The 16,307-nt window shown below is 43.9% G+C and carries 16 protein-coding genes; 10 read left to right on the top strand and 6 right to left on the bottom strand.

Annotated features, from left to right (window positions below):
• Window positions 1-123: 123 nt before the first annotated feature.
• The gene (locus ICE88_RS01280) at window positions 124-432 is read right to left on the bottom strand and encodes a c-type cytochrome (RefSeq protein ID WP_216248606.1); all 309 of its coding nucleotides are present in this window, start codon (window positions 430-432) and stop codon (window positions 124-126) included.
• Between the two features lie 296 nt (window positions 433-728).
• Between ICE88_RS01280 and ICE88_RS01275 the strand changes: the two genes are divergently transcribed.
• Window positions 729-1,121, top strand: coding sequence for a DUF423 domain-containing protein (locus ICE88_RS01275; protein ID WP_255535154.1), 393 nt, complete (start codon window positions 729-731; stop codon window positions 1,119-1,121).
• Between the two features lie 121 nt (window positions 1,122-1,242).
• Window positions 1,243-1,818, top strand: a complete 576-nt coding sequence (locus ICE88_RS01270; protein ID WP_216248605.1) for an Rrf2 family transcriptional regulator — start codon at window positions 1,243-1,245, stop codon at window positions 1,816-1,818.
• A 6-nt stretch (window positions 1,819-1,824) separates the two neighbouring features.
• On the opposite strand, the gene ICE88_RS01265 is transcribed toward ICE88_RS01270, so the two are convergent.
• The 5 genes from ICE88_RS01265 to ICE88_RS01245 all read right to left on the bottom strand — a co-directional run bounded on the left by ICE88_RS01265 (window position 1,825) and on the right by ICE88_RS01245 (window position 8,676).
• Window positions 1,825-2,628: an enoyl-CoA hydratase gene (locus tag ICE88_RS01265; protein WP_216248599.1), complete on the bottom strand. Its 804-nt coding sequence runs from the start codon at window positions 2,626-2,628 to the stop codon at window positions 1,825-1,827.
• Window positions 2,629-2,631: 3 nt separating this feature from the next.
• Window positions 2,632-3,864, bottom strand: a complete 1,233-nt coding sequence (locus tag ICE88_RS01260; protein ID WP_216248597.1) for a CaiB/BaiF CoA-transferase family protein — start codon at window positions 3,862-3,864, stop codon at window positions 2,632-2,634.
• Window positions 3,864-4,850, bottom strand: a complete 987-nt coding sequence (locus ICE88_RS01255; RefSeq protein ID WP_216248595.1) for a tripartite tricarboxylate transporter substrate binding protein — start codon at window positions 4,848-4,850, stop codon at window positions 3,864-3,866. The genes ICE88_RS01260 and ICE88_RS01255 overlap by 1 nt, the downstream gene beginning before the upstream one ends.
• Window positions 4,851-4,987: 137 nt before the next feature.
• Window positions 4,988-7,993, bottom strand: a complete 3,006-nt coding sequence (locus tag ICE88_RS01250; protein ID WP_216248593.1) for an FAD-binding and (Fe-S)-binding domain-containing protein — start codon at window positions 7,991-7,993, stop codon at window positions 4,988-4,990.
• The gene (locus tag ICE88_RS01245) at window positions 7,990-8,676 is read right to left on the bottom strand and encodes a GntR family transcriptional regulator (protein WP_215291448.1); all 687 of its coding nucleotides are present in this window, start codon (window positions 8,674-8,676) and stop codon (window positions 7,990-7,992) included. The genes ICE88_RS01250 and ICE88_RS01245 overlap by 4 nt, the downstream gene beginning before the upstream one ends.
• 200 nt (window positions 8,677-8,876) lie before the next feature.
• On the opposite strand from ICE88_RS01245, the gene ICE88_RS01240 reads away from it, so the two are divergent.
• From ICE88_RS01240 to ICE88_RS01205, 8 genes are all read left to right on the top strand, one after another.
• Entirely contained in the window at window positions 8,877-10,061 is a 1,185-nt protein-coding gene (locus tag ICE88_RS01240) for an alanine--glyoxylate aminotransferase family protein (RefSeq protein WP_216248591.1), read from the top strand.
• A 21-nt stretch (window positions 10,062-10,082) separates the two neighbouring features.
• Complete coding sequence (locus ICE88_RS01235) at window positions 10,083-10,496, top strand: heme-binding protein (RefSeq protein WP_216248589.1); 414 nt, start codon at window positions 10,083-10,085, stop codon at window positions 10,494-10,496.
• A gap of 117 nt (window positions 10,497-10,613) precedes the next feature.
• On the top strand, window positions 10,614-11,390 hold the full coding sequence (locus ICE88_RS01230; RefSeq protein WP_215291451.1) for a ferredoxin--NADP reductase: 777 nt from the start codon (window positions 10,614-10,616) through the stop codon (window positions 11,388-11,390).
• Window positions 11,391-11,568: 178 nt separating this feature from the next.
• Window positions 11,569-12,537: a sulfite exporter TauE/SafE family protein gene (locus ICE88_RS01225; RefSeq protein ID WP_216248587.1), complete on the top strand. Its 969-nt coding sequence runs from the start codon at window positions 11,569-11,571 to the stop codon at window positions 12,535-12,537.
• A gap of 8 nt (window positions 12,538-12,545) precedes the next feature.
• Window positions 12,546-13,322 (top strand): ferredoxin--NADP reductase, encoded by a 777-nt coding sequence (locus ICE88_RS01220; protein WP_216248585.1) that lies wholly within the window; start codon window positions 12,546-12,548, stop codon window positions 13,320-13,322.
• A gap of 18 nt (window positions 13,323-13,340) precedes the next feature.
• Complete coding sequence (locus tag ICE88_RS01215) at window positions 13,341-15,053, top strand: nitrite/sulfite reductase (protein WP_216248583.1); 1,713 nt, start codon at window positions 13,341-13,343, stop codon at window positions 15,051-15,053.
• Window positions 15,046-15,585, top strand: coding sequence for a DUF934 domain-containing protein (locus ICE88_RS01210; protein WP_216248581.1), 540 nt, complete (start codon window positions 15,046-15,048; stop codon window positions 15,583-15,585). The genes ICE88_RS01215 and ICE88_RS01210 overlap by 8 nt, the downstream gene beginning before the upstream one ends.
• Entirely contained in the window at window positions 15,575-16,303 is a 729-nt protein-coding gene (locus ICE88_RS01205) for a phosphoadenylyl-sulfate reductase (RefSeq protein WP_216248579.1), read from the top strand. The genes ICE88_RS01210 and ICE88_RS01205 overlap by 11 nt, the downstream gene beginning before the upstream one ends.
• The last annotated feature ends 4 nt before the right edge of the window (window positions 16,304-16,307 follow it).

Raw genomic sequence — 16,307 nt, 5'->3', positions numbered from 1 at the left:
GCTATTAGTTATATTCTTTTAATAACTGATGATTAACAATCAATCACGACCCATTAAGGTTATTTTTTCCAAAAAAAATGGCTGGTTAAAAACCAGCCATTCTCAGTGGATGATGCTAAGAAATTACTTAGCGCCGTCCAAAATCCATTTAACAACTGTCTTAGCATCAGCTTCACTGATTGTAGCGTTTGCTGGCATTGGGATTGGACCCCAAACACCTGAACCACCGGCTTTAACTTTCTTAGCCAATTTGTCAACAGCGTCAGCTTGACCTTTGTATTTAGCAGCGATATCTTTGTAAGCAGGGCCAACTACTTTTTTGTCTACAGCGTGGCAACCCATACAAGCATTTTTGCTGGCGATTTCTTTTGAAGCAAATGCTGGTGCAGATACCATCAATGCTGATGCAACTAATGCGCTAATCAATTTCATGTGTTCTCTCCAATTGGTTACAAAACAACCTCACCCATGAGAAGTATAGAAAGCCTGCTTCAAATAGTTAAGGGGGCATTCATACTTGGTAGTTAGATAAAACCACTAAGTAATTAGCGCCTTGAGCGTTATTTTAGCTAAAGATTTTACTTTTCGCATGATTAATTAAATTGAGATTTATCGAGATTATTCAGAGCAATTTTGGGACATTGATGAACAAATGATCTAAGTCATTCCAGAGCAGAATAAGACCAGTATGATGGCAACAATTAACCCATGATTTTCAGGAAAGCAGAATGAATATGAGCCGTGCACCAAGAGTCTTTTTAGTTTTTGTGGGTATTTTTGGGGCAACCGGGGTCGCTGCGGGTGCTTATGGCGCACATGCTTTATCCCAACAATTGAGCCCTTATTTATTGAATGTATTCCAAACCGCTGTTTTATATCAATTAATTCATGCATTAGCGCTTTTGGGCATTGTGGCTTTATTGAGCCAGTCGATTGCCTCAAAAGCTTTATTGATATCAGCCAGCTTGATGGTCGTGGGAACCGTTTTGTTTTCTGGTAGCTTATATTTGCTAACACTCAGCGCCTGGAGGGTGGGGGTGGTCACGCCTTTAGGGGGTTTCATGCTGATTTCAGCTTGGGTCAGCTTGCTGATTGCTGCAGTCACATATAAAAAAGCTTGAGCTATTAATGGCGCTTCTGGAGCGCAGAACTGATTTATTGAAAATAACCTAAAAATTGAAGGGAAATTTATGTTTTTTTGGGGAATTTATTTAAATCAATAATTTATGCTAGATTAGAACTATGAGAGTTGCTACCAAAGGTCGTTACGCCGTTATTGCCATGGTTGATTTAGCGAATCATTTCGCGAGTGATCAGCCCAGCCAAACTTTGGCTTCGATTAGTTCAAGACAAAATGTTTCTTTGAGCTATTTGGAGCAATTGTTTGCCAAGTTGCGTCAAGCAGGTTTGGTCGACAGCATGAGAGGTCCAGGCGGCGGATACACACTTGCCAGAAATCCTGATGAGATTTCTGTGGGTCAAATTATCATGGCTGTGGATGGCATCATGCCAGAGCAACAAGATCAGCAATTGGCTTGCCATGCTCTGTGGGATACCTTGCATCAAGAAATGTTGGGTTACATGAACTCCGTGACTCTGTTGTCATTGCTTGATCCAGAGACTGCCAAGAAAATTGCTGCTGGTGTTAGATCTGGCAAAAAGCAGTTTGAGCAGTCAGTACAAGTTCAAAGCAAGAAAAAAATCACCAAGTCAGCCGAGGTCAAAGCCAGTCCACGTGCAAAAGTGAAGAAACAACCAATCGTGAGCTCAGTGTTTAACTGGGGATCTTATTTACTCAAGAAAAAGAAAACGGCTTAATTAAGCTCAAGACCCTTGCCAACGAGGCGGTCTTTTTTCACCAAACGCTTGAACACCTTCCTTGAAATCAGAGCTGCCATAGCAGGCTTTGATCAAATCATCGCAGTCAGGTAATTGATGTTGATGGATTCGACTGATTGTCAACTTGGATGAGCGGATGGTCAAAGGTGCTAAATGCACGACTTTTTCAGCCATTGCTTTAGCGATTGATTCAAGTTCTGTGCTGTCTGCCACAGTATGAATATAGCCAGAAGCGAGCAACTCATCTGCATTGATCAGTTCAGCCAACAGCAACATTCTTTTGAGCGTTGGGATGCCTAAGTGGGCCATCAGCCTGGCAATATTGGTTGGCGATAAACAATTACCCACTGTCTTTGCAATGGGTGCACCAAAGCGGGCACTTTGATTGGAAATCCTAAAATCACAAGCAGTTGCAATCGCTAGACCGCCACCAACGGCCAAGCCATCAATGATCGCAATGGTTGGCATGGGCAGTTGTTCTAAAGCATCAATGTGAAGATCAATCAAGGCTTCGTAGTCAATGCCATCCTGACCATCTTGGAATGATTTGAATTGTTCAATATCAGTGCCTGATACAAATGATTGGCCACCAACACCGCGCAAGATGACAGCTTTAATGGTTTTGTCTGTATGAAGTTTTTCGCAAATTGCTTTGAGGTCACTGTACATCGACCAGGTCATGGCATTTCTGGCGGCAGGGCGATCAAAAGACACCCACGCAATCGCATCATCAATCTTTAGATGAACTTTTCCTGATGCATCCGGGTTAACTGTCTTTGTATCGCTCACGAATCATTGCTCCACTGAAAATGCACCATCTTGTTCAAAAGCTTTGATTTGATCAGCAGTAAATCCTGCTTCTTGCAAAACTTCATGGGTGTGCTCGCCGAGCAAAGGAGGGTGGCGGCGAACTTGCTGTGGGGTGCCTTGCATCTTCACAGCAAAACCAATATTTGGAACTTTGCCTTCTAATGGGTGGTCTATTTCAATCTTCATTTTTCGATGTTGACCATGCTCACTGGCAAAAGCTCTTGGGTAATCCAAGATAGGACCTGCTGGAATACCTTTGGCCAGTAATTCATCAATCCAAACATCGGCATCTTTAGCCGCAAATGACTTTTCTAGTTCATCGATGATGTATTCGCGATTGGCCAAACGATCGGAGATTGTTTTGCAACGTGCGTCATTGAATAAATCATCGCGTCCCAAGATCTCACATAGCTTTTGCCAAAGTTTGTTATTGGTTGCGCCCATCACAAAATATTCATTCTTCGCTTTGACGGCTTGGTACGGTGCGCTCATGCGATTGGCCGTGCCCAAAGCAACAGGGGGTTTGCCTGTGCCCCAATACTCAGCGGTATCCCAAATCGAGAAAGCCAAAGCTGAGTCAAACAATGAGGCATCGATGTATTGACCTTGCCCTGTATTTTTAGAACCAATATAAGCAGACAAAATGCCATAAGTGGCAAATAGTGCGCACCCGATATCTGCCACTGGTACGCCTGCTTTAACAGGTCGGCCATCACCATGGCCTGTCATGGCCATCACGCCTGACATTGCTTGGGCCATCAAGTCAAAGCCTGGACGATCTGCCCAAGGCCCACTTTGGCCAAAGCCAGAGATGCTGGCATAAACCAAGCGAGGATTAATTTTGCTTAAAACTTCGTAAGAAACGCCTAACTTTTTCATGACTCCTGGTCGATAGTTTTCTACCAAGATATCGGCATCTTTGACTAATTCAAAAAGAATTTTTTTGCCCGCATCAGATTTCAAATTGATCGTGATGCTGCGTTTATTGCGATTCATGTTTAAAAAGCCCATGCTATCTGGGCCTTTCATTTTGAATCCCATCGCGCCCCGTGTTTGATCCCCAGAACCTGGAGGTTCTATTTTGATCACATCAGCCCCCATGTCTGCCAATAGCATGCAGGTGTATGGGCCAGCCATTACTTGGCTGATGTCTAGAACTTTCACGCCCACCAGGGGCAGTGGGCGTGAAGTTACTCCAGTTTGGGGAGACGTCATTACTCAGCCTTTACGTTCAACTCTTTAACAAGCTTTGAGTACTTGGTGAGTTCAGCTTTCAAGAACACTGAGAACTCATCTGGTGTTTGAGGACCAGCTGTTTGCAAACCTTGCGCATCCAAAGTTGTTTTGTTCTTTGGATCGTTCATGGCAGCACGAACCGCAGCATCAATTTTTGCAACCATGTCTTTAGGCATGTTTTTTGGACCCATCACTGAGTACCAGTTAGTCACTTCAAAACCTTTGATGCCTACTTCTTCAAATGTTGGAACATCTGGAAGAATTGACAAACGCTTCGGTGTTGAAATAGCCAAAGGCTTTAACTTGCCAGCGCGAATGTGTGGCAATACTGGTGGCAAGGTATCAAAGTTCATATTGATCTGGCCAGCCATTAAGTCAACAATCGCTTGACCACTGCCTTTGTATGGCACGTGATTCATTTGAACTTTAGCGATCTTTGAGAACAAAGCGCCAGCCAAGTGCTGTGTGCTACCAATACCAGAAGAACCATAAGTCATCTGAGCTGGATTGTTTTTAGCCAAGCTGATCAATTCAGGAACTGTTTTTGCTGGAATTGAAGGGTGTAAAACTAGTACGTTAGGTACATAGCCGACATAAGTGATTGGTGTGAAATCTGTGCCAGCGTTAAAAGGCACTTTTGGTAAAACAAATGGGGCGATCGCATTTGAATTTGAGTGACCCATCAACAATGTGTAACCATCTGCTGGTGACTTGGCAACTATGTCCGCACCAATCGTGCCAGCAGCACCTGATCTGTTTTCAATGATGATGTTTTGACCCAAGATCTCACTCATTTTTGGAGCCAATGCGCGTGCCACAATGTCTGTGCCGCCACCTGGAGCAAAGCCTACGACCAAGCGAATTGGTTTTGTTGGCCAAGCTGCTTGAGCTAAAACTGGGGATGCCAGTACTGAACTTGTTAGTGCTGCCACAGCTGTGGCAATGATTTTACGTCTTGTGTTCATGATCTCTCCTCGTTGAACAATGATGACTACAGTTCTAAAAACTTACCCTTACTTCTGGTTAAATCAAACTACAAATACATAAGTACAAAAAATTAAAACTCTTACAGCAATACAAAATCAAACAAACAAACTAAAACTTATTTCAAATGCATTTCCAAAATACGGGCCACGTGCAAAGCTTCTCTGTCGGCACCATCTTTGATTTGATGGCGGCAGCTCGAGCCATCTGCCAAGACGATGGCATCAGGTGCTTGGCGAATGGCAGGAAGTAATTGCATCTCTGCCATTTGCAATGACACTTGGTGGTGCTCACTCTCATAGCCAAAGCTTCCCGCCATACCGCAGCATGAAGACTCAATCAATTGTGGTTGAGCCTGTGGAATCATTTTGAGTAATGAAATGATTGGTTTAACGGCATCGAATGACTTTTGGTGGCAGTGACCGTGCAACAAGATTTGTTGCTCACAAGCTTTTAGTTCTGGAGCAAAGCGACCGGCTGTTGCTTCTGAAACTAAAAACTCTTCAAAGGTCTGACTGCCTTTGGCCAAGGTCTTGGCTGAATCACCAAAGCCCATCACCAAAAACTCATCGCGCAAAGTCAAAATGCAAGAAGGCTCTAAACCAATGATTGGAATATTTTTATCTGTGTAGCGCGTGAAAGCATCTAATAATTCTTGTGCGCTGGCACGAGCTTCATCCACCATCCCGCTGGCCAAATAAGTTCTGCCGCAGCAATAGTGACCTTGTTTTTTCTGAGGAATGTGAACGGTGTAGCCGCTGGCCTCAAGCACATTGACGGCCGCTTTGATATTTTCTGTTTCAAAGCAACCGTTGAATGTGTCTGCCCACAAAACCACAGGTTTGGCGCTGGCAAACAAAGCATCTTCCGTGCTGCCGATCATTGAGCGCCAAGCTGTGTCACGACGCCATGTTGGCAAACTGCGTTTGGCAGATATCTGTGTGAGCTTTTCGCCTAAAAAGGCCAGGCCAGGAATCGTATTCCTTAAGTTCAACATAAATGCCAAACCAGGGATCGCTGCAATGTGATGAGAGTAGCGTGGTAAATGAGCAATCAAACGATCTCTGAGAGTCCAGCCATGCGATTTTTTGTAATGGCTCAAATACTCAATCTTCATTTTTGCCATATCAACGCCAGTAGGGCACTCTCGCTTGCATCCTTTGCAACTGACACATAAATCAAAAGCTTCTTTGACATCTTCTGATAAGAAGGCATCTTTACCTAATTGATTCGATAGGGCTAAGCGCAATGTATTGGCGCGACCTCTGGTCAAGTGTTTCTCATCACGGGTCACGCGATAGCTAGGGCACATGGTGCCAGCATCAAATTTGCGGCAATGACCATTGTTGTTACACATCTCTACAGCTTTTGCAAAACCACCGCTGGGGTCGCCACCTGTTCCAGGCGCTGTTGTTTTTTCAGTCACTGGATCATTTTGCACATCCCAGCTTGACCAGTCCAAGGAGGTCTTGAGTGGAATTACACGGTATGTTTGAGGGAATCTGAACAAAGACTCATCATCCATTTTTGGAGGATTGATGATCTTGCCTGGATTGAATAAATTATTTGGGTCAAAAGCGTGTTTGATTTCGCCCAGTGCTTCTGTTAACTTCGGACCAAATTGCCACTGGATCCACTCACCTCGGCAGATACCATCACCGTGTTCGCCACTGAAGGCGCCTTTGTAGCGCTTCACCAATGCTGCGGCTTCTTCAGCGATGGCACGCATCTTCTGCGCGCCACCGCGACGCATGTCTAGTATCGGGCGAACGTGCAAGGTGCCCACTGATGCATGGGCATACCATGTGCCGCGCGAGCCATACTTTGAGAACACTTCAGTGAGATCTTGCGTGTACTCAGCCAAGCTCTCCAAAGGAACAGCGCAGTCTTCAATGAAGCTCACTGGCTTACCATCACCTTTTAAGCTCATCATGATGTTCAAGCCTGCTTTGCGAACTTCCCATAAATTTTTTTGAGACTCTGCGTTAATCATTTCTACCACGCAGCCAGGGTGACCTAGGTCAGCCATCAAGCTGACCAAGTCTTTGACTTTTTTCTCTAGAGGGGCAAGCTCTTCACCAGAGAACTCCACCAACAAAATAGCTTCAGGAGTTTTGCCTGCCACATCAATCAAAGCAGTTTCAATCACTGATTTAAATGCAGGGTTGCTGCGTGATAAATCAATCATGGTGCGATCGACCAATTCAACGGCAGAAGGCATTAACTTAACAATGTGTTGTGCGCTGTCCATCGCTTCATAGAAGCTGGTGAAGTTAACCACGCCCAAGGTTTTATGTTTTGGTAGTGGAGATAGTGCAAGGCGCAATTGTTTGTAATAAGCCAAGCTGCCTTCGCTACCCACCAAGAGGTGCGCTAAATTTACCTGACCGTCTTGCGTGTAAGGGCGCTCACTTTGATTATTGAATATGTCTAAGTTGTAACCTGCCACTCGGCGCATCACTTTTGGCCACTTTGCTTCAATCTCTGCTTGATGCTGATGAGCTAATGATTGAACAAATTGACCAAGCTCTAAAGCTTTACCCGTAGCGTTTTTCATCAAGCCAAATGAAGCTGCTTGACCATCGGCTAACCAAGCATCAACGCCCAAGACGTTGTGAACCATGTTGCCATAGGCAATTGAGCGGCTGCCGCAAGAGTTGTTGCCGGCCATACCACCAATCGTAGCTTGTGCTGCGGTTGAGACATCAACCGGATACCAAACTTGGTGTTTTTTGAGGGCTGCGTTCAGATGATCCAGCACAATGCCTGGCTGAACATCCACATACCCTTGCTCAAGATTGATATCTAAAATATTTCTGAAATATTTGGTGTTATCAATCACCAAAGCAGGGCCTGTTGTTTGACCACATTGACTGGTGCCACCACCGCGCGGTAAAACAGGAACACCAAGATCTGCAGCGATTTGAATTGCTGCAACAATGTCTTCTGCAGTTTTTGGTACAAAGACTGCCACTGGCATGGTTTGGTAAATGGATGCATCGGTGGCATAGCGCCCACGACTGGCCACATCAGTCATCACCTCGCCAGACGTTTCAGATTCAAGCCGCTTGGCTAGAAACTTGGTGTCAATCATGACTTCTTGGAGTGCGAGTGGTTTGTTCATGCTTTTACTGAGTGAGATAAGTTTTCTGAATCCATCAACTGAATCACCACATCACGTTTATTCATCACGTGATTCATCATGACTCGCTTCATGCGCGCACCGTCTCGCGCTTTGAGTGCATCAATCATTTCTTGGTGTTCACCCACAGCTTTTTCCCATTTCACTTCATCTTGGTTTGAGCGAAAGCGCAAAGCCTCAATGCGCGCATTGACTTGAACAAACAATTGACTCAAGACAGGGTTGGCTGCTGCTGTGTTGATAGCGTTATGTATTTTTAAATTTAATCTGTAGTAGCTCGATAAATCACGGCGAGCATAAGAGGCCATCATTTCATAATGCATGGCTTCAAGTTCTGACAGGGCAGCATCTGTGATGTTTTGAGCTGCCAACTCTCCAGAGAAACCCTCAAGATTGGCAATCACATCAAATGTATTGATCACATCCTCTTTGCTCAATTGAACAGCAATGGCGCCACGGTTGGCGATCAATTCAACCAAGCCATCAGCTGCTAAACGCCTGATTGCTTCACGAATTGGAGTGCGAGACACATTGAGTTGCTCGGCCAGTTCACGCTCATTTAATTTGCTGCCAGGGGCAATCGCACCTTCAACCAATAAGCTGCGCAGTTTCTGGAAGGTGATTTCGTGCAAATTTTGCGAATTTAGTTGAATTACGGATGCCATCAATAAAACCTATTTTTGTATACACATTTAATATAACCGATAGGGATTTTAAAAAGAAGGGTAAAAAACCCATTATTTACCTAGTATTTACCACTATAGGGAAAGTCATGAGCAATATTTTTTGCATACAAAAATGCAATTTCTCAAAAAATGACTTACACTTTCATCACGACTAACAAAAAAACCGAGTGAGACCAAACATGCTAAAACTTGATAATCATTCCTCTGGACGCCACTTTTTGCACATCCCAGGCCCAAGTCCTGCGCCGGCACGTGTATTAAGAGCAATCAGCTTTCAAACCATCGACCACCGTGGTCCTGAGTTTGGTCAGTTGGGTCTGAAGTTATTGGCGGACATGCAGAAGATTTTCAAGACTAAGCATCCTGTGATCATTTACCCATCATCTGGAACAGGTGCATGGGAAGCAGCTTTGGTCAATACTTTGTCAGCCGGTGACCACGTGTTGATGTATGAAACTGGTCAATTCGCTACTTTGTGGCAAAAGTTGGCTGATCGTTTGGGCATCAAAACAGAATTCTTAGGTAAGCCAGGTGCAGAGGGTTGGCGCTATGGTGTTGATGCAGCCATGATCGAAGAGCGTTTAAAGGCTGACACTTCACACCAAATCAAAGCAGTGTGCGTGGTTCATAACGAAACATCCACTGGTGTGACTTCAAACATTGCAGCGGTTAGAAAAGCCATCGATGCTGCCAAGCATCCTGCTTTATTGATGGTTGATACGATTTCAGGTTTGGCATCAGCTGATTACCGCCATGATGAGTGGGGTGTTGATGTGACAGTGAGTGGTTCACAAAAAGGTTTGATGTTGCCACCAGGTTTGGGTTTCAATGCTTTGTCACCAAAAGCATTAGAAGCTAATAAAACAGCAAAACTACCAAAAGCATTTTGGGCATGGGACGAGATTCTAGAGTCCAATAAAACTGGCTACTGGCCAACCACACCGTCTACTAATTTGTTGTACGGTTTGCATGAAGCCTTGGATATGATTTTGACTGAAGGTCTAGACAATGTGTTTGCGCGTCATCAACGTTTGGCCAAAGCATGTCGTGCAGCCGTTGAAGTATGGGGCTTAGAGGTTCAATGTAAAGACCCAGCCGTTTACTCACCTGTATTGACTGGTGTGGTCACACCTGAAGGTGTTGATGCTGACAAGTTAAGAAAATTGATTCACGAAAGATACAACCTTTCATTGGGCACAGGTCTTGGCAAAGTCAAAGGCAAGATGTTCCGCATTGGCCACTTGGGCGACTGTAATGAGTTGGCCTTGTTGGGCGCATTGAGTGGTTGCGAAATGGGTATGAAAGCATTTGGCATCAAGTTAAAAGGTAGTGGAGTTGTGGCAGCACAAGACTTATTGCTTTAAAAGATTGGGGATGGAGGAGACATGAAACAAAAACCATACCTCACCAAAGCAGACGTTGATGTGTTGTTGCAAGCAGCGAATGATTTTGCAGAAAAAAATCAATTCGCTGTTTCCATTGCGGTTGTGGATGATGGCGGTCATCTATTAGGTTTCACCAGAAGAGATGACTGTCCGGCTGTCTCAGCTTCGATTGCTCAAGAAAAAGCCCGATCTTCAGCTTTGGGCAGAAAAGAAAGCAAAGCCTACGAAGACATGATCAATGGTGGGCGCATTGCTTATTTATCAGTACCTGTTTTGCAGGGCATGTTAGAAGGTGGCGTGAACATTGTTCATGAAGGTCAGACGATTGGGGCGATTGGGGTTTCTGGTGTTAAATCAAGCCAAGATGCTGAAGTGGCCAAAGCAGGCATTGCTGCGTGGCAAGCCCAGCACTGATCCAAATCAAATAAAGCCTTATCTTTCGGTCAATCTGCGACGTAACTCAGATGAGACGTGCCGAAGCGTTTAAAATACTAGGTTACAAGAATCCCAAGAAACCTAGAGCATAAAACCATGGCCAGTTACAACACCGAAACAGTTCTGAGCGTTAAGCATTGGAACGACACATTATTTAGCTTCACCACCACCAGAAATAAAAGTCTGCGCTTTCGCAATGGTCATTTCTTGATGATTGGTTTGGAAGTTGAAGGCAAGCCTTTGGTGAGAGCCTACAGTGTGGCGAGCGCCAACTACGAAGAACATCTCGAGTTCTTAAGTATCAAAGTTGAAAACGGCCCATTAACTTCACGTCTTCAAAATATCAAAGTAGGCGATCCTATTTTGGTCAGTGAAAAGTCTGTGGGTACTTTGGTGATTGATGATTTGAATCCTGGTAAGAATCTTTACTTGTTCAGCACAGGCACAGGCCTAGCTCCATTCATGAGCATCATCCGCGACCCTGACACTTATGAACGCTTTGAAAAAGTGGTGTTGATTCATGGAGTGCGTTTGGTCAGCGAGTTGGCTTATGAAGATTACATCAAGAACGAATTACCGAATGACGAATTCTTGGGTGAGATGGTTCGCGAAAAACTAATCTACTACCCAACAGTCACAAGAGAGGCATTCAAGCACACAGGTCGTTTAACTACTGCGATTGAAAATGGTCAGTTGTTCAAAGACATTGGTTTACCACCATTGGATCCGGCGAATGATCGCGGCATGATTTGCGGCAGCCCATCAATGCTCAAAGAGATTTCAGAAATGCTTGATGCCAAAGGTTTCAAGGTTTCACCTAGCCTTGGCCAATTAGGCGACTACGTTTACGAAAGAGCGTTTGTGGAAAAGTAAAAATTATCTTTTCTAGCTAGAGAAAATGCCCTCATTTGATTCAAATTGAGGGCATTTTGCATTAATACCATAACTTTATTTATATTACTAAAAGTAATTGAATAACAATTAATTATTATTTTACGTAATAACTTAAGTTCCATATAGTTCTAACCATTCAAGTTAAAGGGTTAGGGCTATGCGAACAAATAGACATACAGATATTTCAGATACGCCAGAAAATCAAGAGCATCTGGCCATTGGACTTCCCCCGATTGAAAAGGGTGGGGCCTTATTCAGTATTGATCGCCGTATTGTCCTGTTTAGCTTTTTAGTTGCAATGTCTCTCTTAGGCTACTGGTTCAGTCAGGCGGATCATCATGTCAGACATTCTCTTGCTACTTCATTGGCAGCTTTATTGACATCGGAATATTTTTGGCTTGCTGTTGGTGTGGGTTTGGCGGCACAAATTGTTGATGGCGCGCTAGGAATGGCCTATGGAATAACTTCTAACTCATTTCTTTTGGGAATTGGAGCGTCACCTGTTGCAGCATCTGGGGCTGTTCATGTCGCAGAAATATTTACCACAGCATTTTCAGGTGTATCACACATTAGATTCGGGAATGTAGACAAAAATTTATTTAAAAAAATCGTTATTCCTGGCGTTCTTGGTGGCGTAATCGGAGTTGTTTTTCTAACATCGATTGATGGGAAATTATTAAAGCCTTTTATTACTGCATATCTTTTAGTAATGGGCATCATCATTTTAAGAAAAGCATTTAAGACAAGACAAGAAAAAGCATCTCACGAGCTTAAGCATGTAAGAAAGCTTGCGGTGAGTGGCGGTTTTCTTGATGCGGTAGGCGGTGGTGGATGGGGACCAGTTGTCACATCATCTCTCATTGGTCAGGGTAACAATCCTCGCAAAACAATCGGAACTGTCAATACAGCTGAATTTTTTGTGGCGTTAGCAACTGGAACTAGTTTTCTATTATTGGGTGGCGTTGATCATTGGGTTTTAGTAGCCGGCTTGGTCTTCGGTGGATTATTTGCTGCACCTTTTGCAGCTTATTTAACCAGCCGCTTATCCGTTAGATTTTTGTTGCTTTCAGTAGGTTTACTGATTTCAACTTTAAGTGCGTTTAATTTATACAAAATTTTGGTGTGACTTAAAAGATGGCTAAGTATTCAAATGAAACAGTCCTGAGCGTTAAGCATTGGAACGACACACTATTTAGTTTCACTACCACCAGAAATAAAGGCTTGCGCTTTCGCAATGGCCATTTCTTGATGATTGGCTTGGAGGTTGATGGAAAGCCTTTGACAAGAGCTTACAGTGTGGCGAGTGCCAATTACGAGGAGCACCTCGAATTCTTAAGTATCAAAGTTGAAAACGGCCCACTGACATCACGTCTTCAAAATATCAAAGTAGGGGATCCTATTTTGGTCAGTGAAAAGTCTGTGGGTACTTTGGTGATTGATGATTTGAATCCTGGTAAGAATCTGTACTTGTTCAGCACAGGCACAGGTTTAGCGCCATTCATGAGCATCATCCGCGATCCTGACACTTATGAACGCTTTGAAAAAGTGGTGTTGATTCATGGTGTGCGTTTGGTCAGCGAGTTGGCTTATGAAGATTACATCAAGAACGAATTACCCAATGATGAGTTCTTGGGTGAGATGGTTCGTGAGAAATTGATCTACTACCCAACAGTCACAAGAGAAGCATTCAAGCACACGGGTCGCTTAACCACTGCGATTGAAAATGGTCAGTTGTTCAAAGACATTGGTTTGCCACCATTGGATCCGGCGAATGATCGCGGCATGATTTGCGGCAGCCCATCGATGCTCAAAGAGATCTCAGAAATGCTCGATGCCAAAGGCTTCAAGGTTTCACCAAGTCTTGGTCGCTTAGGTGACTACGTGTATGAACGAGCATTCGTTGAATCTTGATTGAATGGAAAAATAATCATGTACCAATACAACCCCATTGATCAAAGCATTGTTGATGATCGCGTCAAGCAGTTCAGAGGTCAAGTTGAAAGACGTTTGCAAGGCACGCTTCCTGAAGAAGAGTTTCGTCCTTTGCGCCTGCAAAATGGACTTTATTTACAGCGTCATGCCTACATGTTGCGGATTGCGATCCCGTATGGTCTGTTCAATAGTCAACAAATGCGCATGTTTGCCAAGATTGCTGATAAATATGATCGTGGCTATGGGCATTTCACAACCCGTCAAAACATCCAATTTAACTGGCTTAAGCTAGAAGAAACCCCAGAAATACTGGCAGATTTGGCCAGTGTGCAAATGCATGCCATCCAGACATCTGGTAACTGTGTTCGCAATATCACCAGTGATCCATTCGCTGGTGTTGCAGCCGATGAAATTGTTGATCCTCGACCGATTTGTGAGTTATTGCGTCAATGGTCAACGCTTCATCCAGAGTTTGCCTTTCTCCCAAGAAAATTCAAGATTGCAGTCAGCTCTTCCAAAGAGGATCGTGCGATTGTTGCGGCTCATGATTTAGGCCTTTTCTTGAGAAATAATGAAAAGGGTGAGTTGGTTGCTGATGTTTTGGTCGGCGGTGGAATGGGTCGTACACCCATTATTGGAACCATTATTCAATATGGTTTACCTTGGCAAGAGTTACCAAACTATATATCTGCAGTCCTGCGTGTTTATAACCTGCATGGACGTCGTGATAATTTATATAAAGCCAGAATTAAGATTCTCCTGAAAGCTCTTGGGGTTGAGGAATTCACTCGTCAAGTGAATGAAGAGTATCAATTTTGGCAGGGTGGCCACCAAGCTTTCACCCAAGAAGAGTGGAATCAAGTTGCTCAGTATTTTGTTAAGCCCGCTTATAAAACTCTTCCATCTTTGAATGAGGGCGCGATTGTTTTACAAGCTCCTGAATCAGAGAGAACATCGTTCACTCGTTGGCTTGAGAGAAACGTTAAAAAACATCAAATCTCAGGCTATGCCAGTGTTTTGTTGTCTTTAAAACCCCATGGAACTGTTGCGCCTGGAGATATTGATTCATCTCAGATGATCAAAATTTCTAATTTGGCAGATCAATACAGTTTTGGTTTGATACGCTCAACCCACGAGCAAAATTTGGTCTTGGCAGATGTTGAGGAAACGCGTTTATATGAGTTGTGGAAAGAAGCCAAATCGTTAGGCTTGGCTTTACCTAATATTGGCTTACTAACGGACATCATTGCCTGCCCTGGTGGAGATTTCTGTTCGTTGGCAAATGCCAAATCTATTCCAATTGCGAATGACATTCAAAAGAGATTTGATGACTTAGATTATCTATTTGATATTGGTGACATTACACTCAATATTTCAGGGTGCATTAATTCTTGCGGTCATCACCACGTTGGCAATATTGGCATTTTGGGTGTCGATAAAGATGGTCAGGAATGGTATCAAGTTACTTTGGGTGGTGAGCAAGGACTGCAAGCCGCCATCGGCAAAGTGATTGGCCCCTCATTCTTTGCCAGTGATATGCCTGATGTCATCAGTGACTTGATTCAGGTCTACATTGAATTGCGTGAGCCCGAAGAATCATTCATCCAGACCTATCGTCGCGTGGGAGTAGAGCCATTTAAAACCAGGGTCTACGCCAATAAAGAGAAAAAAGATAAAAACAACAAAATTGGAGAAGATGCAAATGGCTAAGCTCATACATTATCAGAAGGGTGGGGTTGCCCAGCTTGCAGAAAACCAATGGCAAATTCTTCCTGTGGATACGCAAGAACCTTTGGGTACGGGCCCCTATTTGGTGCCATTTCAGTATTGGCTTGATCATTCAGGGTCTGCAGATATTCAGGCCAAGTATTTGGCGGGTGAATTAGGTGTCTGGTTTGCCAGTGATGCTGATTTGACTGCTCATCGAGATGTGATTCTGGCGGGATTGAAATTTTGGTCGATCATCGCTGTCGATTTCCCTATTTTTAGAGATGGCCGAGGTTTCAGTCACGCAGCCATACTCAGAGAAAGATTGGGTTGGCAGGGTGAGTTACGAGCGATTGGTGATGTACTAATTGATCAACTGTTACAAATGGCAAAAGTAGGTTTTGATAGCTTCTTATTGAGAGCAGATCAAAGTGAAGCAGTTGCCCTAGAGCAATTTGAAATCATTCATCATCGACTACAAAACGACTGGCGCGCAAGCCGTGACCAATTGGGCAGAGGTAGTCATGTTAAGTAATAGTGATTTGTGGCAGATTCCAAAAGTAGAGTTGCCTGAAAGTCATCTTTCAAAGTTACAAAACAATTTGGAAGAGCGTCTGACAAACATCAGCGGTCAATATGGTGATGTTCGCTTTGCAACCAGTTTGGCTGCTGAGGACATGGCAGTGACTGATGGAATTGCAAAAAGTGCTAAGTCGATTCATATTTTCACTCTCTTGACGGGTCGTCTTCACGCTGAAACCATTGCGATGAAAAAGACCGTTGAAAACCACTATGGTCTCTCAATTGATGCGGTAGAGCCTCAAGCTCAAGATGTTCAAGCATTCATAGCTCAGCATGGCTTGAATGGCTTTTATGACAGCGAAGAAGCCAAGAAGAACTGTTGTTATGTCAGAAAAGTGAAGCCACTTGAGTTGAGCTTGAATGGCGCCGATGCTTGGATCACAGGTTTAAGGCGCTCGCAATCAGTGACCAGGAATGAATTGGCGTTTCAGGAGCTAGATGAAGTTAGAGGTATCCCAAAATTCAATCCGATTTTTGATTGGACTGATGATGAATTGTGGGCTTATTTGGCTTGGCAAAAGGTCCCATTGCATCCATTGCATCAAAAGGGCTATCCCAGCATAGGTTGTGAGCCTTGTACGAGAGCTATTCGTGCCGATGAAGATTTGAGGGCAGGGCGTTGGTGGTGGTTAAACAAAGAAAGTAAAGAGTGCGGTTTGCATCTGAAATAAAAAT

Origin of the sequence: Polynucleobacter sp. AM-26B4 (genome assembly GCF_018882285.1) — a bacterium.
Lineage (GTDB): Bacteria > Pseudomonadota > Gammaproteobacteria > Burkholderiales > Burkholderiaceae > Polynucleobacter.
Note: the sequence above shows the minus strand (reverse complement) of the source record. Positions and strands in the feature narration are given on the sequence as shown.

What these genes read in the sequence shown, in the direction of transcription:
- ICE88_RS01215 (WP_216248583.1), top strand. Translation starts at nt 13,341, where the DNA reads ATGTACCAATACAACCCCATTGATCAAAGCATTGTTGATGATCGCGTC.
- ICE88_RS01280 (WP_216248606.1), bottom strand. Translation starts at nt 432, where the DNA reads ATGAAATTGATTAGCGCATTAGTTGCATCAGCATTGATGGTATCTGCA.
- ICE88_RS01250 (WP_216248593.1), bottom strand. Translation starts at nt 7,993, where the DNA reads ATGAACAAACCACTCGCACTCCAAGAAGTCATGATTGACACCAAGTTT.
- ICE88_RS01275 (WP_255535154.1), top strand. Translation starts at nt 729, where the DNA reads ATGAATATGAGCCGTGCACCAAGAGTCTTTTTAGTTTTTGTGGGTATT.
- ICE88_RS01245 (WP_215291448.1), bottom strand. Translation starts at nt 8,676, where the DNA reads ATGGCATCCGTAATTCAACTAAATTCGCAAAATTTGCACGAAATCACC.
- ICE88_RS01270 (WP_216248605.1), top strand. Translation starts at nt 1,243, where the DNA reads ATGAGAGTTGCTACCAAAGGTCGTTACGCCGTTATTGCCATGGTTGAT.
- ICE88_RS01220 (WP_216248585.1), top strand. Translation starts at nt 12,546, where the DNA reads ATGGCTAAGTATTCAAATGAAACAGTCCTGAGCGTTAAGCATTGGAAC.
- ICE88_RS01260 (WP_216248597.1), bottom strand. Translation starts at nt 3,864, where the DNA reads ATGACGTCTCCCCAAACTGGAGTAACTTCACGCCCACTGCCCCTGGTG.
- ICE88_RS01225 (WP_216248587.1), top strand. Translation starts at nt 11,569, where the DNA reads ATGCGAACAAATAGACATACAGATATTTCAGATACGCCAGAAAATCAA.
- ICE88_RS01230 (WP_215291451.1), top strand. Translation starts at nt 10,614, where the DNA reads ATGGCCAGTTACAACACCGAAACAGTTCTGAGCGTTAAGCATTGGAAC.
- ICE88_RS01205 (WP_216248579.1), top strand. Translation starts at nt 15,575, where the DNA reads ATGTTAAGTAATAGTGATTTGTGGCAGATTCCAAAAGTAGAGTTGCCT.
- ICE88_RS01210 (WP_216248581.1), top strand. Translation starts at nt 15,046, where the DNA reads ATGGCTAAGCTCATACATTATCAGAAGGGTGGGGTTGCCCAGCTTGCA.
- ICE88_RS01235 (WP_216248589.1), top strand. Translation starts at nt 10,083, where the DNA reads ATGAAACAAAAACCATACCTCACCAAAGCAGACGTTGATGTGTTGTTG.
- ICE88_RS01240 (WP_216248591.1), top strand. Translation starts at nt 8,877, where the DNA reads ATGCTAAAACTTGATAATCATTCCTCTGGACGCCACTTTTTGCACATC.
- ICE88_RS01255 (WP_216248595.1), bottom strand. Translation starts at nt 4,850, where the DNA reads ATGAACACAAGACGTAAAATCATTGCCACAGCTGTGGCAGCACTAACA.